This window comes from Streptomyces sp. NPDC001515 (genome assembly GCF_053597115.1).
In genome coordinates, this window is record NZ_JBSFHN010000006.1 from 27,910 (window position 1) to 49,515 (window position 21,606).

At 71.5% G+C, this 21,606-nt stretch carries 19 protein-coding genes and 1 riboswitch; of the genes, 8 read left to right on the forward strand and 11 right to left on the reverse strand.

Annotated features, from left to right (window positions below):
- Positions 1 to 298: 298 nt before the first annotated feature.
- Positions 299 to 1,369: an SIS domain-containing protein gene (locus ACWCXC_RS08935; protein ID WP_450887652.1), complete on the reverse strand. Its 1,071-nt coding sequence runs from the start codon at positions 1,367 to 1,369 to the stop codon at positions 299 to 301.
- A gap of 282 nt (positions 1,370 to 1,651) precedes the next feature.
- Between ACWCXC_RS08935 and nagB the strand changes: the two genes are divergently transcribed.
- A complete protein-coding gene (gene nagB / locus ACWCXC_RS08940) occupies positions 1,652 to 2,437 on the forward strand; it encodes a glucosamine-6-phosphate deaminase (RefSeq protein WP_450887843.1) in 786 nt (261 codons plus the stop codon).
- Between the two features lie 74 nt (positions 2,438 to 2,511).
- On the opposite strand, the gene ACWCXC_RS08945 is transcribed toward nagB, so the two are convergent.
- The 4 genes from ACWCXC_RS08945 to ACWCXC_RS08960 form a co-directional block, all read right to left on the reverse strand.
- Positions 2,512 to 4,053, reverse strand: a complete 1,542-nt coding sequence (locus ACWCXC_RS08945; protein WP_450685033.1) for a glycoside hydrolase family 3 protein — start codon at positions 4,051 to 4,053, stop codon at positions 2,512 to 2,514.
- Between the two features lie 8 nt (positions 4,054 to 4,061).
- A complete protein-coding gene (locus ACWCXC_RS08950) occupies positions 4,062 to 4,919 on the reverse strand; it encodes a carbohydrate ABC transporter permease (protein ID WP_450685032.1) in 858 nt (285 codons plus the stop codon).
- Positions 4,916 to 5,911: a carbohydrate ABC transporter permease gene (locus ACWCXC_RS08955; protein ID WP_450685031.1), complete on the reverse strand. Its 996-nt coding sequence runs from the start codon at positions 5,909 to 5,911 to the stop codon at positions 4,916 to 4,918. The genes ACWCXC_RS08950 and ACWCXC_RS08955 overlap by 4 nt, the downstream gene beginning before the upstream one ends.
- 135 nt (positions 5,912 to 6,046) lie before the next feature.
- A complete protein-coding gene (locus ACWCXC_RS08960; RefSeq protein WP_383634829.1) occupies positions 6,047 to 7,348 on the reverse strand; it encodes a sugar ABC transporter substrate-binding protein in 1,302 nt (433 codons plus the stop codon).
- Positions 7,349 to 7,630: 282 nt separating this feature from the next.
- On the opposite strand from ACWCXC_RS08960, the gene ACWCXC_RS08965 reads away from it, so the two are divergent.
- The 6 genes from ACWCXC_RS08965 (at position 7,631) to ACWCXC_RS08990 (ending at position 14,882) form a co-directional block, all read left to right on the forward strand.
- The gene (locus tag ACWCXC_RS08965; protein ID WP_450685045.1) at positions 7,631 to 8,401 is read left to right on the forward strand and encodes a GntR family transcriptional regulator; all 771 of its coding nucleotides are present in this window, start codon (positions 7,631 to 7,633) and stop codon (positions 8,399 to 8,401) included.
- A gap of 260 nt (positions 8,402 to 8,661) precedes the next feature.
- Positions 8,662 to 8,916: a DUF3311 domain-containing protein gene (locus tag ACWCXC_RS08970; protein ID WP_450887656.1), complete on the forward strand. Its 255-nt coding sequence runs from the start codon at positions 8,662 to 8,664 to the stop codon at positions 8,914 to 8,916.
- Positions 8,913 to 10,541, forward strand: coding sequence for a monocarboxylate uptake permease MctP (gene mctP, locus ACWCXC_RS08975; RefSeq protein WP_450887658.1), 1,629 nt, complete (start codon positions 8,913 to 8,915; stop codon positions 10,539 to 10,541). Before ACWCXC_RS08970 ends, mctP begins: the two co-directional genes overlap by 4 nt.
- Positions 10,542 to 10,653: 112 nt before the next feature.
- On the forward strand, positions 10,654 to 11,166 hold the full coding sequence (locus tag ACWCXC_RS08980) for a GNAT family N-acetyltransferase (RefSeq protein WP_450887660.1): 513 nt from the start codon (positions 10,654 to 10,656) through the stop codon (positions 11,164 to 11,166).
- Between the two features lie 54 nt (positions 11,167 to 11,220).
- Positions 11,221 to 11,343: riboswitch (cobalamin riboswitch) on the forward strand.
- 141 nt (positions 11,344 to 11,484) lie between these two features.
- On the forward strand, positions 11,485 to 13,866 hold the full coding sequence (locus tag ACWCXC_RS08985) for a ribonucleoside-diphosphate reductase subunit alpha (RefSeq protein ID WP_450887662.1): 2,382 nt from the start codon (positions 11,485 to 11,487) through the stop codon (positions 13,864 to 13,866).
- Positions 13,866 to 14,882 carry a ribonucleotide-diphosphate reductase subunit beta gene (locus ACWCXC_RS08990; protein WP_450685026.1) on the forward strand — a complete coding sequence of 339 codons (1,017 nt, stop codon included), beginning with the start codon at positions 13,866 to 13,868 and terminating at the stop codon, positions 14,880 to 14,882. Before ACWCXC_RS08985 ends, ACWCXC_RS08990 begins: the two co-directional genes overlap by 1 nt.
- On the opposite strand, the gene ACWCXC_RS08995 is transcribed toward ACWCXC_RS08990, so the two are convergent.
- A complete protein-coding gene (locus ACWCXC_RS08995; protein WP_450685025.1) occupies positions 14,879 to 15,091 on the reverse strand; it encodes a hypothetical protein in 213 nt (70 codons plus the stop codon). The two genes, ACWCXC_RS08990 and ACWCXC_RS08995, sit on opposite strands and share 4 nt — an antisense overlap.
- 81 nt (positions 15,092 to 15,172) lie before the next feature.
- Here ACWCXC_RS08995 and ACWCXC_RS09000 point away from each other — a divergent pair, with 81 nt between their 5' ends.
- Positions 15,173 to 16,147, forward strand: a complete 975-nt coding sequence (locus ACWCXC_RS09000) for a helix-turn-helix domain-containing protein (RefSeq protein ID WP_450685024.1) — start codon at positions 15,173 to 15,175, stop codon at positions 16,145 to 16,147.
- Positions 16,148 to 16,200: 53 nt separating this feature from the next.
- Here the strand turns inward: ACWCXC_RS09000 and ACWCXC_RS09005 are convergent, their stop codons facing one another.
- The 5 genes from ACWCXC_RS09005 to ACWCXC_RS09025 form a co-directional block, all read right to left on the reverse strand.
- Positions 16,201 to 16,932, reverse strand: a complete 732-nt coding sequence (locus tag ACWCXC_RS09005) for a D-Ala-D-Ala carboxypeptidase family metallohydrolase (RefSeq protein WP_450685023.1) — start codon at positions 16,930 to 16,932, stop codon at positions 16,201 to 16,203.
- Between the two features lie 207 nt (positions 16,933 to 17,139).
- Positions 17,140 to 17,781 (reverse strand): peptide deformylase, encoded by a 642-nt coding sequence (gene def / locus ACWCXC_RS09010; protein ID WP_450685044.1) that lies wholly within the window; start codon positions 17,779 to 17,781, stop codon positions 17,140 to 17,142.
- A gap of 70 nt (positions 17,782 to 17,851) precedes the next feature.
- Positions 17,852 to 18,844, reverse strand: a complete 993-nt coding sequence (locus ACWCXC_RS09015; RefSeq protein WP_450685022.1) for a tetratricopeptide repeat protein — start codon at positions 18,842 to 18,844, stop codon at positions 17,852 to 17,854.
- A gap of 91 nt (positions 18,845 to 18,935) precedes the next feature.
- Positions 18,936 to 20,204: an HD-GYP domain-containing protein gene (locus ACWCXC_RS09020; protein ID WP_450887665.1), complete on the reverse strand. Its 1,269-nt coding sequence runs from the start codon at positions 20,202 to 20,204 to the stop codon at positions 18,936 to 18,938.
- Positions 20,201 to 21,550, reverse strand: a complete 1,350-nt coding sequence (locus ACWCXC_RS09025) for an HD-GYP domain-containing protein (RefSeq protein ID WP_450887667.1) — start codon at positions 21,548 to 21,550, stop codon at positions 20,201 to 20,203. The genes ACWCXC_RS09020 and ACWCXC_RS09025 overlap by 4 nt, the downstream gene beginning before the upstream one ends.
- Positions 21,551 to 21,606: the final 56 nt, after the last annotated feature.

Below are 21,606 nucleotides of genomic sequence, written 5' to 3' on the forward strand. Positions count from 1 at the left end.
GCCCATGGGCGGGCGGGAAATTCTCCCACCCCACAGATGGACAGGGGTTAATGGTCTAGTCCACAATGCAGAAGACACAGACTCCGCTCTCCCCGCACAGGAGGGCGGAACGAGGCAGCCGCGCTCTCTGCCCTGACCGCGCGGAAGCCTCCCCCCGGCCGGGGGCACCGCACACCGCCGGCCGAGCCGATCGCCCGGGAGGGCGGTCCTACTCCGGGCTGCGGTGCCGGTCGGGCTGAGGGTCCCGGCCAGGCGCCGCGGCCCGCGGGTGTTTCCCGGGCCCTCGCGGCGGGCCCTCTCAGCGGGTCTCGGTGACCTTCGCGAGCGCGCGCGGCGCGTCGGGGTCCTGGCCCCGGGCGATCGTCACCTCGTGGGCGAGCAGTTGCAGCGGCAGGATCTCCAGCACCGGCTGGACCTCCTCCGCCACCCCGGCCGTCGGCAGGACGAAGCCCGCCGACGCCTCCTCCACCCGGGGCCGCGCCCCGACCACGAAGAGATCGGCGCCCCGTCCGCGCAGCCGGTCGAGCACGGGCCGCAGGGCCTCGCCGCCCCGGCCCTCGGGGACCACGGCGATCACCGGGGAGATGTTGTCGACCATGGCGAGCGGGCCGTGCAGGAGGTCCGCGCCGGAGTAGGAGAGCGCGGGGATGTAGCTCGTCTCCATGAGCTTGAGGGCGGCCTCCTTGGCCGTCGGGTAGCCGTAGCCGCGCGAGGTGAGGACCATCCGCTCGGCGAAGCGGTAGCGCGACGCCAGGGCGCGCACCTCGTCCCGGCGGGCCAGGACCGCCTCCGCGAGGTCCGGCAGGACCCCGGCAGCCGCCCCGTCACCGCCCCTCAGGCCCTCCGTGAAGAGGTACAGGGCGAGCAGCGACGCGGTGTACGTCTTGGTGGCCGGGAGGGCCTTCTCCGGGCCCGCCAGGACGTCGATGTGGTATTCGGAGACCGCGGCCAGCGGCGAGTCCGGGCTGTTGGTCACGGCCAGCGTGACGGCGCCCGCCTCGCGCGCCGCGCGGGTGGAGGCGACCAGGTCGGGCGAGCCGCCGGACTGGCTGACGGTGACGACCAGGACGTCCCTCAGGTCGGGCCGCGCGCCGTACGCGGTGGTGGTGGACATCGACGCCAGTCCGCAGGGCAGCCCGAGGTTGATCTCCAGCAGGTACTTCGCGTACAGCGCGGCGTTGTCGGAGCTGCCGCGGGCGGTGAGCAGGACGAAACGGGGGCCGCGCGCCGCGATCTCGGCGGCGACCGCGCGGATGGCGGGGGCTCCCCGGGCGAGGACGCGGCGGAGCATCGCGGGCTGCTCGGCCATCTCGCCGGCCATGATCCGGCCGGGGCGCTCGTTCTCGTCCGCCGGATACGTGGCGGTCATGTCCGGTGCCTCCCGGGCGGTCGCGATGCGTGGGTCCAGGGCCTGTCCGCCCCTACGCGCCGTCCGCCCGGAGGGCCGGCGGACGGGAAGGGCCGGACAGGCTCCAGTCGACCACGGGGGCCGGGGGGCCACCAGCGGACCCAGGGCGCGGCTCGCCCGAACGGCCTTCCGCCGTTCGCCCGACGGGCCCCCCGCGACCGTGTCCGGGCGCGCGAGTTCTGCTAGATTATGCCTTTGATTGGTCTATACCACATGTCTTCACTCCAGATCGGCAGGCCCCGCGTGGAAGTTGTCATCGTCCCGGACGCCAAGGCAGGCGGCGAACTGATCGCAGAGGCCATCGGCGCCCTGCTCCGCCGCAAGCCCGACGCCCTTCTCGGCGTTGCCACCGGCTCGACCCCGCTGCCCATCTACCAGGCGCTGGCCGCCAAGGTCCGCTCCGGCGCCGTGGACGCCTCGCGCGCCCGGATCTGCCAGCTCGACGAGTACGTCGGGCTGCCGGCCGGCCACCCGGAGTCCTACCGCTCCGTGGTGCTGCGCGAGGTCGTCGAGCCGCTCGGCCTCTCCGAGGCGTCCTTCATGGGCCCCGACGGCACCGCCGAGGACGTCCAGGCCGCCTGCGAGGCGTACGACAAGGCGCTCGCCGAGGCGGGCGGCGTCGACCTCCAGCTGCTCGGCATCGGCACCGACGGCCACATCGGCTTCAACGAGCCGTGCTCCTCGCTGGCCTCCCGCACCCGGATCAAGACGCTGACCGAGCAGACCCGGATCGACAACGCGCGCTTCTTCGACGACGACATCGAGCAGGTGCCGCACCACGTCATCACCCAGGGCATCGGCACGATCCTGGAGGCCCGCCACCCGATCCTGCTCGCCACCGGCGAGGGCAAGGCGGACGCGGTGGCCCAGACGGTGGAGGGTCCGGTCGCCTCGATCGTGCCCGCCTCGGCGCTCCAGCTTCACCCGCACGCGACGGTCGTCGTCGACGAGGCGGCGGCCTCCAAGCTGAAGCTGGCCGACTACTTCCGCGCCACCTACGCGGCGAAGCCGGCCTGGCAGGGCCTCTGAACCGGCGGCCACGCGAAGGGGCCGGGACACCGTTCGGTGTCCCGGCCCCTTCGTCTCGGGCGGCCCCGGAGGCGTCAGGCCCCCGCGTGACCGGCCACGATGACCTCGGCCGCCGCCGTGCCGCAGACCCGCGCGGCGCCGTGCGTGGCGATGAACAGGGCGCCCCGGGGCTCGGCCTGGGGCACGCCCATCTCGACCACGACCGTGTCCGGACGGCTCGCCAGCAGCGCGTCGAGCGCCCCGGCCATCCACGCGTGGCGGTGCGCGTCGCGCACCACCGCGACGATGCGCCGCTCCCCCGCCGCCGCGAGCACCGCGGCCGCCGGGTCCTCGGCCCCGTCGGCGTAGGTGTCGGTTCCGGTGCCGGGCACCAGCCGGGCCAGTTCGGCGGCGACGCCCCAGGGGGTCTCGTCGCCGACGGCGATGTTGGCGACCGGGGTGAACGCGGCCACGTAGGCCGGGCCGGTCAGCGGTTCGGCGGAGCCGGTGACCTTCACCGCGCGGCGCGCGGCGATCAGGCCGATGTCGGACGGGACGCCGTGTCCGGTGCCGGGCGCGGTCCCCTCCTGCGCTGCCGCGCCCGGCTCCGGAACAGCCCCCCGGGCCCGCTGCGTCCAGGACGCGAGGGCCCGCACCCGGGCAGCGGCGTCGGCGAGCCGCTCCTCGGGCAGATCACCGGTGCGGACGGCCGCGACGAGGGCGTCGCGCAGCCGCAGGACCGTTTCGTCGTCGTCGAGGCCGCCGCCGACGCACAGGGCGTCGGCACCCGCCGCGATCGCGAGGACGGAGCCCCGCTCGATCCCGTACGTCGAGGCGATGGCCTGCATCTCCACGGCGTCGGTGACGATCAGGCCGTCGTAGCCCAGCTCCCGGCGCAGCAGACCGGTGAGGATCTGCGGGCTGAGGGTGGCGGGGCGGTCCGGGTCGAGCGCCGGGAGCAGGATGTGGGCGCTCATCACGGACTTGGAGCCGGCCTCGATGGCCGCCCGGAACGGGACCAGTTCCCGGGCGTGCAGGGTCTCCAGGTCCACGTCGATGCGCGGCAGCGCGTGGTGGGAGTCGACCGCGGTGTCGCCGTGCCCCGGGAAGTGCTTGGTGCAGGCGGCGACGCCGGCGGCCTGGAGGCCCTCGACGTAGGCGGCGGTGTGCCGGGCGACCAGGTGCGGGTCGGCGCCGAAGGAGCGGACGCCGATGACCGGGTTGCCGGGGTTGGAGTTGACGTCCGCGGAGGGCGCCCAGTTGAGGTTGACGCCGCAGGCGGCGAGCCGGCGGCCCAGCTCCCGGGCGACGTCGCGGGTCAGGTCGGTGTCGTCGACGTGGCCGAGCGCCAGGTTGCCCGGGAAGGAGGAACCGTGGCGCACCTCCAGCCGGGTGACGTCACCGCCCTCCTCGTCGATCGCGACGAGGACGTCGTCGCGCTCGGCCCGGAGCTGGGCGGTGAGCGCGGCGAGTTGCTCGGGCGATTCGATGTTGCGGCCGAAGAGGCCGACGGAGGAGAGTCCTTCGGCGACCCGGCGCAGCAGCCACTCGGGCGCGGTGGTGCCGGTGAAGCCCGGCTGGAGCACCGCGAGGGCGTCGCGCGTGACGGTGTCCGTGTGGGAGACGAGGGTGGTCATGGGAGGCGTTATCCCTTCACGGCGCCGGAGGTGAGGCCGGTTGCCATGTGCTTCTGCACCAGCAGGAAGAAGGCCACGACCGGAATGGCGATCAGTGTGGACGCGGCCATCAGCGCGCCGTAGTCGATGCCCCGCGAGGTCGTGAAGTTCATCAGCCACACGTTGAGGGTGTACTTGTCGTTGTCCTGGAGGACGACGTAGGCGAGCAGGTACTCGTTCCAGGCGGTGATGAGCGAGAAGATCGAGGCGGCGGCGAGGCCGGGGGCCAGCAGGGGGAAGGTGACGCGCCAGAAGGCGCCCATCCGGCTGCAGCCGTCGACCATGGCCGACTCCTCCAGCTCCTGCGGGATGTTGATCACGAAGCCGCGGATCATCCAGGTGGCGAACGGCAGGGTGGAGACGAGGTAGATGACGATGACGCCCCAGTACTCGTTCAGCCCGCCGAGGTCGTTCAGCTGGATGTAGATGGGGATCAGCATCGCCGTCGGGGGCAGCAGCTGGACGACGAGCAGCACGATCATGAAGAACTTGCGGCCGCGGAACTGGAACCGGCCGATGGCGAACGCGGCGATGGTAGCGAGCAGCATGCCGCCGAGGACGGCGACGCCGCAGACGATCAGGCTGGACTCGATGGCCGTGCCGAAGTTCGGCTGCTTGATGGCGCGGGAGAAGTTGTCGAAGGTGATCGACGTCGGCCAGAGCGTCTGGTCGTAGCTGCGGATCTCCGCGTTGGGGCGCAGCGCGCTGATGACCAGCCAGTAGACCGGGAAGGCCATGAGCACGAAGGCCACGAGGCCGGCGATGTTGTAGCCGATCCGGCTCTTCTTGCGGTCCGGGCGGAGGACCTGGGGGGTGGAGGTGCTCACTCGACCTCTCCGATCTTGAGCAGCTGGCGCAGGTAGTACACGGCGACGCCGGACAGCAGCAGGACCGTGATGAGCGAGATGGCAGCGCCCTGGCTGAACGAGTTGGACTCGAAGGCCTTCTCGAACGAGTAGATGCCGAGGACGGAGTACTCCGGCTCCGGCTTGTTGCCGCGCATCAGGAAGATCTGGGCGAAGACGTTGAAGTCCCACAGCACGGAGAGGGTGGCGACCATCTGGAAGACGGGCTTGATGACCGGCCAGGTGACGTAGCGGAAGACCCCGGTGGTGCCGGCACCGTCCAGGGCCGCGGCCTCCTCCAGTTCCTTGGGGACCTGGGTGAGCGCGGCGTAGAGCGTCACGGTGACGAAGGGGATGGCTCCCCAGACGACGACCGCGCCGATGATGACGAAGCCCTGCTTCGGGTCGAGGAACCAGTTGTGGCCCTGGGCGTCGATCCCGAGGTACTTGTCGAGCACCATGTTGAGGACGCCGTAGTCGGAGTCCGCGAACCACCGGAAGATGGAGGTGGCGACCAGCAGCGGCATCGACCAGGCGGCGACCAGCGCGGCGGTCAGCAGCAGCCGGACCCAGGTGGACATCCGCTGCATGATCATGGCCAGGCCGAGGCCGCCGGCCATGGTGGCGAACACGCAGACGACCATGAAGATGATCGTCCGCCAGACGACGTCCCAGAACTCGCCGTCGCCGAGGATGTTGGTGAACTGGTCGAAGCCGACCCAGGGGGCGTCCGCGCCGGACCACAGCTCGCGCCGGCCCACGTCCTGGAAGGACATGATCACGGTCTTGATGAAGGGCCAGACGAAGACTGCGGCGATGGCGATGAACGCCGGTGCTATGAGGAGGTACGGCAGCAGAGCGCCGGCCTTCCGCGGTTTACGGTTCACGTTTCTCGCGAGCTGAGGATCCGCACCCTCAGGGGCCCGCGGGACGGACACCGGCGGGTCGGCTGCTTTCATATCGGCGGCACTCATTGTGCTTGCCTTCCGTTTCGGACCGGGTACCGGAGGACGGGGGTGGCAGCCCCTTTCGGGCCCACCACCCCCGTGGACGATCAGACGAGTCGGCGCCTCAGACGCTCACCGGCTCGGACTCCGTGAGCTCGGGGCTCAGGACTCCTTGTTGATCATCGAGTCGATCTCCGCGTCGGCGGCCTTGGTGGCCTCCTCGACCGACTTGCCCTTGATGATGTCGAGCAGCATGATCTCGAGCGTTTCCTTCTTCTCGATCGCGGTCCAGCCGGGGGCGATCGGGGTGAACCAGGCGTCCGGCACGGCGTTGGCGATGGCCGCGGTCTCCGGCTTGGCCTTCAGGGGCTCAAGCTGCTTGGTGTTGTTCGGAAGGATGTTCTTCGAGGCGAGAACCTCCTCCGACTTCTCGGAGGTGAACATCGAGATCCACTCCTCGCCGAGATCCTGGATCTTCGACTTGGAGATGGTGGCGAGGTCGGAACCGCCGATGAAGGAGGGGAGCGCCTTGCCGTTCGGGCCGGGCATACCCGCCGTGAGGATCTTGTCCTTCAGCTTCGGGTTGCCGTTCGCCTTGGAGTCGACGACGCTGCCGGCCTCCCAGCCGTTGCCGTAGAGAAGAGCGGTCTTCTCGTTGGCCATGACGTTGGCGTGGTCCGCCTCGTCCTTGGTCTTGTCGCCGTGGTTGTACTTCTTGACGAGCTCGACGAAGTCGGTGATGCCCTTCTGGGCCTCCGGCGTCGACAGAGTGGACTTCCACTCCTTCTTGCCCTCGTCGTACTTGGCGATGGACCCGCCCTCGGCGGCGACGTAGGACATCGCGGCGTACCAGTAGCGGCCCGGCAGGTACAGCGGCGAGAACGCCTTGTCCTTGCCGTACTTCTCGCCGATCTTGTCGAGCGCGGCGGTCAGCTCGTCCTGGGTGGCGGGGAGGGTGTCCTTGCCGGTGCCGGCCTTGAACATGTCCTTGTTGTAGATCGCGACGCGGGCGCCGGCGTAGTAAGGCACGCAGTACTGCTTGCCCTCGAAGGAGCACGTGTCCTTCAGACCCTTGATCCAGGTGTCCGAGTTCTCGTACTTCTTCGGGTCGATCTCGCCGAGCGCCCCGTTGAGGATGTAGGTCATGGTCTCGGTGTTACCGAGCTCGACCACGTCCGGGTACTTGTCGCCGGCCAGGGCCGCGTCCAGCTTCTTGGCCTTGTCCGCCCACGTCTGGTACTGGACGTTGACCTTGACGTTGGGGTACTTCGCCTTGAACTGGCTGTTGACGTCCTTGACCAGTTCGGGCCACGTGCTCTGCGCGTCCGACATCAGCCAGACAGTGAGCGTTTCCTTGCGGTCCTTCGGGTCCTTCGACGACGCCTTGTCGTCGTCCGAACCACACGCCGCGATGGAAACCAACATGCCCGCGACGCCGATCGCCGCGATGAGCTTGCGCTTCACGCCACCCTCCTCAGGGATGCTGCAACCCCCTGCCACCACGCAAGACAACGCCGACGAGTACTGCTGGGGCTGGGACCTGGTCTTTAATGGTTTAGACCAGTACCGGGAGCTTGGCCTAGACCTTTAGGGGTGTCAAGGGTGTATAAGAAGTGCACTCGCGTCCGTTATAGGACCGACACCTGAGGGAGGGCGACGAGCCGTGACCGGACCGTGCCACCATGTGAGCCGCGACAGACGGAGGAGCCGGTGACGGCAGCAACGCAGCAGTCGGGAAGGCGGGCCATGGGTGCCGACGGGGGCAGTGCGGAGAACGAGACGGGCGCGGGTGCGGGCACGCGCACCGCACGCGTCCCGAAGTACTACCGGCTGAAGCGACATCTCCTCGACATGACGGACACCATGCCGCCGGGCACGCCCGTGCCCCCGGAGCGGACCCTGGCCGCCGAGTTCGACACCTCGCGCACCACGGTGCGCCAGGCGCTCCAGGAGCTGGTCGTGGAGGGCCGGCTGGAGCGCATCCAGGGGAAGGGGACCTTCGTCGCCAAGCCGAAGGTCTCGCAGGCCCTTCAGCTGACCTCGTACACCGAGGACATGCGCGCCCAGGGACTGGAACCCACGTCCCAGCTCCTGGACATCGGCTATGTGACGGCCGACGACACCCTGGCCGGACTGCTCGACATCAACGCGGGCGGGCGGGTGCTGCGGATCGAGCGGCTCCGCCTGGCCAGCGGCGAGCCGATGGCCATCGAGACCACCCACCTCTCGGCCAAGCGCTTCCCGGCGCTGCGCCGCTCGCTGGTGAAGTACACCTCTCTCTACACGGCGCTGGCCGAGGTGTACGACGTGCGGCTGGCCGAGGCCGAGGAGACCATCGAGACCTCGCTGGCCACCCCGCGCGAGGCCGGCCTGCTCGGTACGGACGTGGGTCTGCCGATGCTGATGCTGTCCCGCCACTCGCTGGACGAGCAGGGCGAACCCGTCGAGTGGGTGCGGTCGGTGTACCGGGGCGACCGGTACAAGTTCGTGGCCCGCCTGAAGCGCCCGCTGGACTGATCCGGCAGGGCCACTTCCGGCCACCCCGACCGGCCCCCGTGGGAACCCTCCCACGGGGGCCTTCCGCTGCCCGCACGCGACCCCCCTCACCCCCATTGGTCTGGACCAACCCCCCGACGGATAAGGCCATTTCGACCCCTCGTACGCGACGCCGTGACCGTTGCCGGACCGCAATGCGGACGGGGGGTGACGGTAGCCGGGACACTGCCCTAGATTTCCTGCGCATTACAGGTGCTCAGCGAGGGGACGGAGTCGCCGCCATGTCAGCAGATCCTGACGAGAAACCACCCGCCATCACCCCGGTCCGGGTGGTCATCGCCCTCTGCCTCGTCGCGCCGTTCGTGGCGATGCTGTGGGTGGGCTCGTACGCGAAGGTCGACCCGACCTTCATCGGAATCCCGTTCTTCTACTGGTACCAGATGCTCTGGGTGCTCATCTCCACGGCGCTCACCATGATCGCGTACAAGCTGTGGCAGCGTGACCAGCGCGCCCGCAAGGGAGGTGCGTCGTCATGAAGGACGGCGTGAACGGCGTCGCGCTCGGCGTCTTCATCTTCTTCTTCGTGGCCGTCACCGTCATGGGCTTCATGGCGGCCCGCTGGCGCAAGGCCGAGAACGAGGCCAGCCTCGACGAATGGGGCCTGGGCGGACGGTCGTTCGGCACCTGGGTCACCTGGTTCCTGCTCGGCGGCGACCTCTACACCGCGTACACCTTCGTCGCCGTCCCGGCGGCGATCTACGCGGCGGGCGCGGCCGGCTTCTTCGCGGTGCCGTACACCATCCTGGTCTACCCGCTGATCTTCACCTTCCTGCCCCGGCTCTGGTCGGTGTCGCACAAGCACGGCTACGTCACCACCTCGGACTTCGTCCGCGGCCGCTTCGGCTCCAAGGGCCTGTCGCTGGCGGTCGCCGTCACCGGCATCCTGGCGACCATGCCCTACATCGCGCTCCAACTCGTGGGCATCCAGGCGGTGCTGGACGTGATGGGCGTCGGCGGCGGCGAGAACACCAACTGGTTCGTCAAGGACCTGCCGCTGCTGCTCGCGTTCGCGGTGCTCGCGGCGTACACCTACTCCTCCGGGCTGCGCGCGCCGGCGCTGATCGCCTTCGTCAAGGACGGGCTGATCTACCTGGTCATCGCCGTGGCGATCATCTACATCCCGATCAAGCTCGGCGGCTTCGACGACATCTTCTCGGCCGCCGCGGACAAGTTCGCCGGACCGCCCGGCGGCAAGCCGACCGGGGCGCTGGCCCCGCCCGAGGCCGGGCACTGGGGGTACGCCACGCTGGCACTCGGCTCCGCGCTGGCCCTGTTCATGTATCCGCACTCGATCACGGCGACGCTCTCCAGCCGCAGCCGTGACGTGATCCGCCGCAACACCACGATCCTGCCGCTGTACTCGCTGATGCTGGGCCTGCTCGCCCTGCTCGGCTTCATGGCGATCGCGGCCGGCGTGAAAGTGGAGAACGGCCAGCTGGCGATCCCGCAGCTATTCGAGAACATGTTCCCGGACTGGTTCGCGGGCGTGGCCTTCGCCGCCATCGGCATCGGCGCGCTGGTGCCCGCCGCGATCATGTCCATCGCGGCGGCCAACCTGTTCACCCGCAACATCTACAAGGACTTCCTGAAGCCCGACGCGACGCCCGAGCAGGAGACCAAGGTCTCCAAGCTGGTGTCGCTGCTGGTGAAGGTCGGCGCCCTCGCCTTCGTCCTCACCATGGACAAGACGGTCGCGATCAACTTCCAGCTGCTGGGCGGGATCTGGATCCTCCAGACCATGCCGGCCCTGGTCGGCGGCCTCTTCACCCGCTGGTTCCACCGCTGGGCGCTGCTGGCCGGCTGGGCGGTCGGCATGGTCTACGGCACCGCCGCCGCGTACGGGGTGGCGAGCCCCACGCAGAAGCACTTCGGCGGCTCCTCCAAGGAGATCCCGGGCCTCGGCGAGATCGGCTACATCGGTCTGACCGCCTTCGTGCTCAACGTCGTGGTCGTGGTGGTCCTCACGTTCGTCCTGAACGCCCTGAAGGCCCCCGCCGGCATCGACGAGACCTCCCCGGAGGACTACACGGCGGACGCGGGCGACCCCGGGGTGACCGAGGTGCTCCCGCCGGCCACCGCCGGTGCGCCGGGCGGGCACTGACGCACGGTCACGGGCCGTCGCGCCCCCGGCTGCCGGGGGCGCGACGGCCCGTTCGCGCGCGGGCGCGGAACCCGGTCGCGGACCGTGCCGGGGCGTGGGGCAGACTCCGCACATGGACATGACGATCCGACCGGTGGACCCCTCGGAGCACGCCCTCCTCGGCGAGATCACCGCCGAGGCCTATCTCGGGGACGGGCTGCTGGACTTCGGTGCCGACGACCCGTATCTGGTGCACCTGCGCGACGTGGCCCGGCGGGCCGCCGAGGCCGAGGTGCTGGTCGCGGCGGACGCCGGGGGGCGGGTGCTGGGCGGAGTCACCTACGCGGCGCCGGGCAATCCCTGGGCGGACATCGCGGGACCGGACGAGGCGGAGTTCCGGATGCTGGCGGTCGCCCGCGAGGCGCGCGGGGCGGGCGCGGGCGAGGCGCTCGTACGGGCCTGCATAGCCCGCGCACGGGCCACCGAGGGCGTCACGGGCCTGGTGCTGTCGACCCAGCCGGCCATGCGCGGGGCGCACCGGATCTACGAACGCCTCGGCTTCGTACGGACCCCCGAGCGGGACTGGGATCCGATCGACGACCTGAGGCTGCTGACCTACCGGCTGGAGCTGCACTCCTCCGTCTGAGCACCCATGCGACACAACATGTGGGGGCCGCCTCATCCGGCGGCCCCCACATGTATGCTCATGCTCGCTGTCGCCGCAGGGGAATCCGGTGCGAATCCGGAACTGTCCCGCAACGGTGTGTTCGGTGCGCTTTCGCGCACCTCCAGTCCGAGGACCTGCCGACAGCGCACCCGGCTCGACCGAACCGGGTGCCCAGACGTCCGGGCCTCGTGGATGGGCCGGTGGACGCCGCACGGAGTGCCGCCCTGTCCGGGCCCCGCTCCGCCCGGCTGCCCCCGCGCACCCGACGGCCCCGAGCCGAGCGAGGGAGAGCACCAGGTGACCATCGCGCCAGCCGATCCGGTCTCAGCGGCCGAGTCAACGGGAAGCACGGGCGACGGACCGGGGGCCGCGCTGCTGCGGACCCTGACCGCGCTCACCGCGGACCTGCCCGACACCGACCCCGGACGGGTCGCCGCCGCCGCGCTGCGCGGCCGCAGCGCCCACGCGGACGAGGCCGAGCTGCGCTCGCTGGCCACCGAGGCCGCCGCCGGGCTCATCTCCGAGGACCCCGCCTACTCCCGGCTCGCCGCCCGCCTGCTGACCCGCGCCGTCGCGGAGGAGGCGGCCGGGCAGGGCGCCACCTCGTTCTCCGCCTCGGTCGCCGTGGGCCACCGCGAGGGGCTGATCGCGGACCGCACCGCCGCGTTCGTGGCGCGGCACGCCGACGCGCTGGACGCGCTGGTGGAGGGGGCGCTCGCCGAGGGCGCCGACGACCGCTTCGGCTACTTCGGGCTGCGCACCCTGCACAGCCGCTATCTGCTGCGCCACCCGCACACCCGTCAGGTCATCGAGACGCCGCAGCACTTCATGCTGCGCGTCGCCGCCGGACTGGCCGAGGACGAATCGGCGCGCGCCCTGGACGAGGTCGCCGCGCTGTACGGGCTGATGAGCCGGCTGGACTATCTGCCCTCCTCCCCCACGCTCTTCAACTCCGGCACCCGCCATCCGCAGATGTCCTCCTGCTATCTGCTGGACTCGCCGCGCGACGAGCTGGACTCGATCTACGACCGCTACCACCAGGTGGCCCGGCTCTCCAAGCACGCGGGCGGCATCGGTCTGCCGTACTCCCGCATCCGCGCCCGGGGTTCGCTGATCCGCGGCACCAACGGGCACTCCAACGGCATCGTGCCGTTCCTGAAGACGCTCGACGCCTCCGTGGCGGCGGTCAACCAGGGCGGCCGGCGCAAGGGCGCGGCGGCGGTCTACCTGGAGACCTGGCACGCGGACATCGAGGAGTTCCTGGAGCTGCGCGACAACACCGGCGAGGACCAGCGGCGCACGCACAACCTCAACCTGGCGCACTGGATCCCGGACGAGTTCATGCGCCGGGTGGAGGCGGACGGCACCTGGTCGCTGTTCTCCCCGTCGGACGTGCCGGAGCTGGTGGACCTGTGGGGCGAGGCGTTCGACGCGGCCTACCGGGACGCCGAGGCCCGGGGCCTGGCGCGCAGGACCCTGCCGGCCCGTGAGCTGTACGGCAGGATGATGCGGACGCTGGCCCAGACCGGCCAGGGCTGGATGACGTTCAAGGACGCCTCCAACCGGACCGCGAACCAGACGGCGGAGCCGGGCCGCGTGGTGCACTCCTCGAACCTGTGCACCGAGATCCTGGAGGTCACCGACGACGGCGAGACGGCCGTCTGCAACCTGGGCTCGGTCAACCTCGCCGCGTTCGTCGAAGGCGGCACGATCGACTGGGAGCGGCTGGACGCCACCGTCCGCACCGCCGTGACCTTCCTGGACCGGGTCGTCGACATCAACTTCTACCCGACCGAGCAGGCCGGCCGGTCCAACGCCCGCTGGCGCCCGGTGGGGCTGGGCGCGATGGGGCTCCAGGACGTCTTCTTCAAGCTGCGGCTGCCTTTCGACTCCCCCGAGGCCCGCGCGCTGTCCACGCGGATCTCGGAGCGGATCATGCTCGCCGCGTACGAGGCGTCGTGCGATCTCGCGGAGCGCTCCGGCCCCCTCCCCGCCTGGTCCGAGACGCGTGCCGCCCGCGGGGTGCTGCACCCCGACCACTACGACGCCGAGCGGGCCTGGCCGGAGCGGTGGGACGCGCTGCGCGCCCGGATCGCGAAGAGCGGGATGCGCAACGCGCTGCTGCTCGCCATCGCGCCGACGGCGACGATCGCCTCGATCGCCGGGGTGTACGAGTGCATCGAGCCGCAGGTCTCCAACCTCTTCAAGCGCGAAACGCTCAGCGGTGAGTTTCTCCAGGTCAACGGCTATCTGGTGGAGGAGCTGAAGGCGCTCGGCGTCTGGGACGCGCGGACCCGTGAGGCGCTGCGCGAGGCGAGCGGCTCGGTGCAGGGCTTCGCGTGGATCCCCGAGGAGGTGCGGGCGCTGTACCGCACGGCGTGGGAGATCCCGCAGCGCGGCCTGATCGACATGGCGGCGGCCCGTACACCGTTCCTCGACCAGAGCCAGTCGCTCAACCTGTTCCTGGAGACGCCGACGATCGGCAAGCTCTCCTCGATGTACGCGTACGCCTGGAAGCGCGGGCTCAAGACGACGTACTACCTGCGGTCCCGTCCGGCGACCCGGATCGCCCGCGCGGCGTCCGCCGCCGCCGCCGTCCCCGCGCAGGCTCCGGCGCCCGACGCGGACGCGATCGCCTGCTCCCTCGAAAACCCCGAGTCCTGCGAGGCCTGCCAGTAATGAGCGCCACCGACGAGAAGAACCTGCTCGACCCGGGCTTCGAACTGACCCTGCGGCCGATGCGCTACCCGGACTTCTACGAGCGCTACCGGGACGCGATCAAGAACACCTGGACGGTGGAGGAGGTCGACCTCCACTCCGACGTGGCCGATCTCGCCAAGCTCTCGCCGGGCGAGCAGCACATGATCGGCCGGCTGGTCGCGTTCTTCGCGACCGGGGACTCGATCGTCGCCAACAACCTGGTGCTGACGCTGTACAAGCACATCAACTCCCCCGAGGCGCGGCTGTACCTGTCGCGGCAGCTCTTCGAGGAGGCCGTGCACGTCCAGTTCTATCTGACGCTGCTCGACACGTATCTCCCCGATCCGGAGGACCGGGCGGCGGCGTTCGCGGCGGTGGAGAACATTCCGTCGATCCGGGAGAAGGCGCAGTTCTGCTTCCGGTGGATGGACTCGGTCGAGAAGATCGACCGGCTGGAGACGAAGGCCGACCGCCGCCGCTTCCTGCTGAACCTCATCTGCTTCGCTGCGTGCATCGAGGGGCTGTTCTTCTACGGCGCGTTCGCCTACGTGTACTGGTTCCGTTCGCGCGGGCTGCTGCACGGTCTCGCCACGGGCACCAACTGGGTGTTCCGGGACGAGACCATGCACATGAACTTCGCCTTCGAGGTGGTGGACACCGTCCGCAAGGAGGAGCCCGACCTCTTCGACGAGGCCCTGGAGCAGCAGGTCACGGCCATGCTGAGGGAGGCCGTCGAGGCGGAGCTGCAGTTCGGCCGCGATCTGTGCGGGGACGGGCTGCCGGGGATGAACACCGATTCGATGCGCCAGTACCTGGAGTGCGTCGCCGACCAGCGGCTGACCAGGCTGGGCTTTCCGGCGGTGTACGGCTCGGAGAACCCGTTCTCCTTCATGGAGCTCCAGGGCGTCCAGGAGCTGACGAACTTCTTCGAGCGGCGCCCCTCCGCGTACCAGGTGGCGGTGGAGGGCACGGTCGGGTTCGACGACGACTTCTAGACCCGCGCCCAGCTCCTGACGTACGGACGCCGTGCGGCCGCCACCGGCCGCGCGGCGTCCGCCGTTCCGGGGGGTTCGGTGGCGCGGGTGCGTTCCGCCTCGCGCAGGGCGCGGTCGATGCGCCGCTCCCGGGCGATGCCGAGGAGGGCGGGGGTCAGGACGACGACGATGACGGCGGATATGCCCAGGATGTTCACGAATGTGTTCATGGCTCTACTCTCGCCGCTCGCGCACGAGAACATCAGTGGCAGGACTGTCATTCGGCATCGAATTACTGCCACACTGGGGGCATGCTGAAGAATGTCGCCGCCCTGATGCTCGATGACGTCCATCCCTTCGAACTCGGCGTGCTGTGCGAGGTCTTCGGACTGGACCGCAGCGACGAGGGCCTTCCGGTGCACGATTTCGCGGTGGTCTCCGCCGAGGGCCCCGAGCTGCGCACCCACGCGGGGTTCACGATCCACACCCCGTACGGCCTCGACCGCCTGGAGGAGGCCGATCTGATCGCGATCCCGGCCGGCAGCCGCTTCGGCGACCGGGAGTTCCCCGAGGAGATCCTGGAGGCGCTGCGGCGGGCCGTGGACCGGGGCGCGCGGGTGCTGAGCGTCTGCTCCGGGGCGTTCCTGCTGGGCGCGGCCGGCCTGCTCGACGGCCGGCGCTGCACCACGCACTGGAAGCACGCGGACGTCCTGGCCCGCCGCTTCCCGCGCGCCCGGGTGGAGCCGGACGTGCTGTACGTGGACGAGGGCTCGGTGATCACCTCGGCGGGCACGGCGGCGGGGATCGACGCCTGTCTTCACTTGGTCCGGCAGGCGTACGGCCAGGACGCCGCCAACACGATCGCGCGCCGCATGGTGGTGCCGCCGCACCGGGACGGCGGCCAGGCGCAGTACATCCAGCGCCCGCTGCCCCGTGACCGCTGCGACACGGTCGGCGGCACCCTGGCGTGGATGGAGCGCCATCTGGACCGGGAGATGACCGTGGACCAGCTGGCCGCCCACGCCCACATGTCCCCGCGCACCTTCGCCCGCCGCTTCCAGCAGGAGACCGGTACGACCCCCTACCGCTGGCTGCTGCGCCAGCGGGTCCTGCTGGCGCAGCACCTGCTGGAGACCACCGACGAGACGATGGACACGATCGCCGGGCGGACGGGCTTCGGGAACGCGGCGGCCCTGCGCCACCAGTTCGTCCGCTCGCTCGGGACCACCCCGCAGGCGTACCGCAGGACCTTCCGCGGCCCGGACGGTCTGACCGAGGCGGCCTGAGCGCGGACGCACGGGAGGGGCCCGCCGGACGCCCGGCGGGCCCCTCCGCGGTGTCAGATGCCGCAGTTGGGCGCCGACCAGAAGTGCGTCGGGCCCTGGTTCACGTGGACGTGGTCGTTGTGGTCGGGGTAGCCGGGGCCGAGGATGCCCCGGAAGCCGTGGTAGCGGGCCTGCTTGGCGAGGGTGCAGAACGCGATCCCGCCGAGGTCGGCCGCGTCACCGTACAGATGGCGGCTGTTGGAGGCACCCCCCACCGCGCTGTTGCAGGAGTACGAGCGGAAGCCGCTGTTGATGGTGATGGGGCGGTCGCCGAGCGCGTGCCGCAGCGCCTCCAGCTTCCACATGGTGCTCAGCGCGTTGGCCTTGGCCGTCCCGGCCGCGACGGCCCCGCCCGACCAGGTGCTGTTGCACCGGTTGAGCTCGGCGTACGTGAAGTGGGCGGGGGTGCAGTCGTTGTCCTGGAGGGCGTAGATCTTGGACTGCGTGGCGGGTCCGGCGATGCCGTCGGCGGCCAGTCCGTAGGCGGCCTGGAAGCGCTTGACGGCGGCCGTGGTGGCGGGCCCGTAGGAGCCGTCGATGGCGAGCACGGAGTTGTAGCCGGGGTATCCGGCCACCCGGATCTGGAGCTGGACGACATCGTTGCCGGTGGCGCCCGGCGCCAGGGTCCGGGTCCAGGTGTAGCAGCCGTCGGCCTGGGCCGACGAGGCGGTGACCACCACCCCGCCCACAGCGGATGCCATGATCATGACAAGGCCGAGCAGGAGGCGTGCGGAACGTCTGAGCATGGGGGGCTCCCTCTGGTGGAGACTCTGTGGGGGGAAAGCCTGTCGGAGGAGTCAACGCGCGTCAACTACGCGCGTAGGAACGGAAGTTGACCGTCGAGTGGGAGGCCGCAGGCCCCGCCCCGGGGTTCCGGGACGGGGCCTGCGGACGCGACCGGCCGTTCACCGTGGTCACGGACGTTCACCACGGTCCCAGCCGTTCACACGGTCTCAGTCGTTCGGGACGGTCTCGTAGCGCGGGGTGTTCTCCGCCATCTGCCGCAGCGCGTCCTTGCGGTCGCGCTTGGAGAGCCGGTCGATGTACAGGTACCCGTAGAGGTGGTCCGTCTCGTGCTGGAGGCAGCGGGCGAAGTAGCCGTTGCCCCGCACCCGCACCGGATTGCCCTCGGCGTCCTGGCCGCGCACCACGGCGTAGTCCGGGCGCGCCAGCGAGGCGTACGCGCTCGGGACCGAGAGGCAGCCCTCGTTGGAGTCGTCCAGGACGCGCTGCTCGGGCGCCAGCTCCTCCAGCACCGGGTTGCAGATGGCCCCGGTGTGCCGCACCCCGTCGTCGTCGGGGCAGTCGTAGACGAAGACCTTCAGGTCGACGCCGATCTGGTTGGCGGCCAGGCCCACGCCCTCCGCCGTCCGCTGGCTCGCGAACATGTCGTCGATGAGCCGGGCCAGCTCCTCGTCGAACACGGTCACGTCCTTGCACTCCTTGTGCAGGACCGGGTTGCCCACCACCGTGATCGGACGGGACGTACCGCGCTCGCGGTGGGCCGTCTCCCGCGCCTCGCAGTCCTCGGTGTCGATGAGGAAGCCCTCCTCGTCGACACCGGTGGTCCGCTCGTCCGTCTCCTGCTGCGCCATCTCCGCCATACGCCTTTCTCACCCGGCACCGGCACCGGAACCCGGTGCCCGTACAGCCTACGGGCACCCGTCAGCAGACTTCTTCGAGATCCCGCCACTCACGGCTGTCCGGGCTGTCGGCGACCCAGCCGTCCAGCAGCCCGCGCACCAGCCCGGCGGGGGCCGCCAGACCGCATTCGCGCTCCGGCACCCACAGCTCGCCGGCCGTGCGGTGGCCGAGCGGGCCGGGGTGGCCCGGCTCGCTGTGGTCGTGCGGGTCCAGGTGCTCGCCGTCGCCCTCGTCGCTCTCCATCCGGCTCTCCGAGCAGGACCGGCAGAGCAGCCGGACGGAGGAGGACCAGTCCTCGGCGGCGAATCCGGCGTCGGAGGCCAGCTGCTCCAGCGCGTCCCGGTCCGCCTCGGTCGCCGCCTCCAGCAGCACCACCCAGGTCGGCACGGGCGACGGCGCCCACAGCTCGATCTCGTCGAAGACGGGGTACGCGGGCCCGGCGGCGGTGATCCGCTCGCCGTGCGGCACCCCGTCGTGCAGGACGACCTCGCCCCAGCGGCGGCCGGAGGACGGCAGCGGGATCGACAGCACCTCGATCCGGGCCGGGTCCAGCCGGCGGCCCCAGACCACCTCGGCCTCGCCCTCCGGCGACAGCCGCACGGCGGCGCTGCCCAGGTCCATCCCGACCGGCTCGTTCGCCGAGGCGGGCGACTGCTGCCCGCCGCCGGGCACCCGCAGCCCGTACGCCTGCCAGGCGCGGCGGGCCAGCGGCCAGTCCTGGAGGGCGGTGGCGGCGATGCCCACGTTCCACCAGTCCGGGGCCCCGGACTCCTTGTCCAGCAGCGCGACGGCCCGCAGGCCCGCGGCACGGGCCTGCTCCCAGTCGTGCCGGAACTTGTGCAGCAGCGCCAGGTTGAACCACGACTCGGAGAGCCAGGGCTCCAGGTCCGCCGCGCGTGTCAGCAGCGCGCCCGCGTCCTCGTACCGGCCGTCGCCGATCAGCGTGAACGCGCGGTCCGTGGCCTGCCGCCAAGAGGCGGAGGGCCGATGCCGTACCTTCCCGAAGATCCTCACGATTCCCGCCTGTCCCGACTGGACACCCTCGTTTTTCCGCTCTCTTCGCATCCAACCATGCCCGGCAGGGCACCCGCTCATTACCCATGGGTTACCCAGGTGGGACAGGGGTCAGACCGCCCCTGGCGAGAACCCGGGCGAGCGATTCCACGACCTGGGGCTGGTAGTCGCGGCCCGTCCCGAGCCTGAGCTGTTCCAGCGCGCCGAGCGGCCCGCTGAGACCTTCCCCGCTCAGGTCGTCGTATGCGTTCACCGCCCGGACGATCCTGGCGGACAGCGGCTGCTCGCGGTAGGGGTCGGCCTGCCGCTCCACGACCACGGCCACCCGCGGGTCCACCCCGGTCTGCCGCACCACCGCCCCGCCGAGCAGGGCGATCCGGCGCTGCTCGGCGGTGGGCAGCAGCGCGGTCGCCCCGTCCGGGACCGGGTCGACGAGCGAGAGCTGGCCGATGTCGTGCATCAGGGCCGCGTACTCCAGGACGGTCAGCTCGCTGCCGCGGAGCCCCATCTCCCGCCCCACGGCCGTGCAGAGCCCGGCCACCCGGAGGGCGTGGCCGTGCGGGGTGTATCCGGCGATCTCGGTGGCGCGGGCCAGCGAGGCGATGGTCTGCCGATAGGTGGTGCGCACCGCCGTGAAGCGGCGGAACGACACCTGGGTGAGCAGCAGGGGAACGCACAGCACGGGCAGCGCCCACAGCCCGGCGGCGGCCACCCCGAGCGCCATCACCGCGCCCGTGGCGCAGACCGCCGAGCCGATGCCCAGCAGCCCGCGCAGTTCCTCGCGGAGCAGCGGGCCGTACGGGAGGGGGGTGGCGCCCGCGGCGCGCGACCCTCGCGGCACCGCGCGGGAGCGTACGAGCAGGGCACCGAGCACCGCGTCGCACAGGGCGGTGAGTCCGAGCAGCACCAGCAGGAAGGCCGCGTAGGACGGTCCGTCGCCGAACCAGGACGCCGAGCGGCCGGAGTGGTGGAGCGGCTGGAAGCAGACCGCGGCGAAGGCCACGGTGAGAATCCTGCGGGCCGCCCGGTCGGGTCCCGGCCCGCTGCCGCGTGCGATGTGCGGGACGGAGGCGACGAGCTGGGCCGCGACGAGGACGGCGATCACCTGGAGCGCGCCGTGGCCGGTGGGCTCCCCGCCGCTGCGGCCGAGCAGCGCGTACGCGAGGGCGCCGGCGGCCCCGAGCGGCGCGGGCTCCCGCTCCTGCGGCAGGGCGCCCCACCGGGCCAGCTCGCCGACGGTGATGAGCACCCCGAAGGCGAGGGCGTGGCCCGGCTGGTGGACGCCGTTCCAGAGGGTGTGCGCGAGCGCGGCGAGACAGAGCGCGAGGGCCGCGCCCCGTACGCACAGGGCGGCGCTCACCGCTCGGACGTCCGGGACGGCGGCAGGTCCGCCGGGGCGTCCGGGCGGACACGGCGCGCCGCGTGCCGGGGGCCGGGGAGTTCGTCGCCGGTGACCGCGTCGGGCGCCCAGCCGTGCCGTTCCAGGCCGCGCGCGAGCGCCCGGACCATCTGCGGGTCGAACTGGGTGCCGGCACACCGTTTGAGTTCCTCCAGGGCGGCCGGGACCGGCCGGCCCGGCCGGTAGGACCGGGTCGAGGTCATGGCGTCGAAGGCATCGGCGACGGCGACGACGCGGGCGAACTCGGGGATCCGCCGGCCGGACAGCCCGTAGGGGTAGCCGCTGCCGTCGAGCCGTTCGTGGTGGTGGAGGATCGCGGCGCGCGCCTCGCCGAGGAAGCCGATGCCCCGGACGATCTCGTGGCCGTACTCCGGGTGCAGTTCGATCACCCGGCGCTCCTGGGGGGTGAGCGGGCCGTCCTTGCGCAGCACCCGGGTGGGCACGCCGAGCTTGCCGACGTCGTGCAGGATCCCGGCGAAGCGCAGCAGCTCGACGCGGTCGCGGGCCATGCCCAGCTCCCGGGCGATCAGGACGGACGCGCGGCCGACGCGTTCGCCGTGGCCCCGGGTGTAGGTGTCCTTGATGTCGACGGCCTGCACCAGGGCCCGGATCGTCGCCCGGTGCGCGGCTTCCTCCCGGTGGTACTGGGCGAAGACCCAGCAGGAGAGGTACATGGGAAGCAGGACGAAGAGCGCGGCCGGCGGCCCGTAGGAGCTGGTCCAGAGGACCGCCATCATCAGTCCGGCGAGTCCGTGGACCAGGTGCGGGCCCAGGGCGCGCGGCAGCAGTCCGCTCCAGGCGCGGGCCGGCGGCAGGTGTTCGGCGACGACCAGGATCGAGCCGTCCAGGGCGGTCAGGACGAGGCTGAAGACGGCCGCCGCGGCAGAGGCGGGGAGCAGGGCGCCGGGCAGAGCGCCGCCCCCGCCGAGCAGGGCGTGCACGGCCGAGGCCGCCCAGACGGAGACGGCGAGCTGCGCCGCCCGCCAGACGCGGCGGGCGGCGGCCGGGGTCTTCTCGACGCGGCCGGCCAGGGAGCCGGGGACCGCGACGAGCGCGGCGGCGGCGGGCGGCAGCAGGAAGGCGGCGGCGAGCAGCAGCGGGAAGAACGATCCGGCGGTGACCGGCACTGCGCCGCCGGAGAAGGGGAGGCGGCCGGGCAGCTCGCACAGGAGGTAGAGCCCGGCCAGCAGTCCGACGGTGGCCCAGGGGGTGCCCGCGCCGGGGAGCAGCGCGGGCAGGGCGCACCCGGAGGCGAGGAGGGCGACGGCCAGGATGTGCGTCCACGCCGCGCGCCGTGTGGCTCTCACGCGATCCGCCCGCCCCCCAGGTCGCCAATGGAGGCGCCAGGCTAACGAGCGGGGGC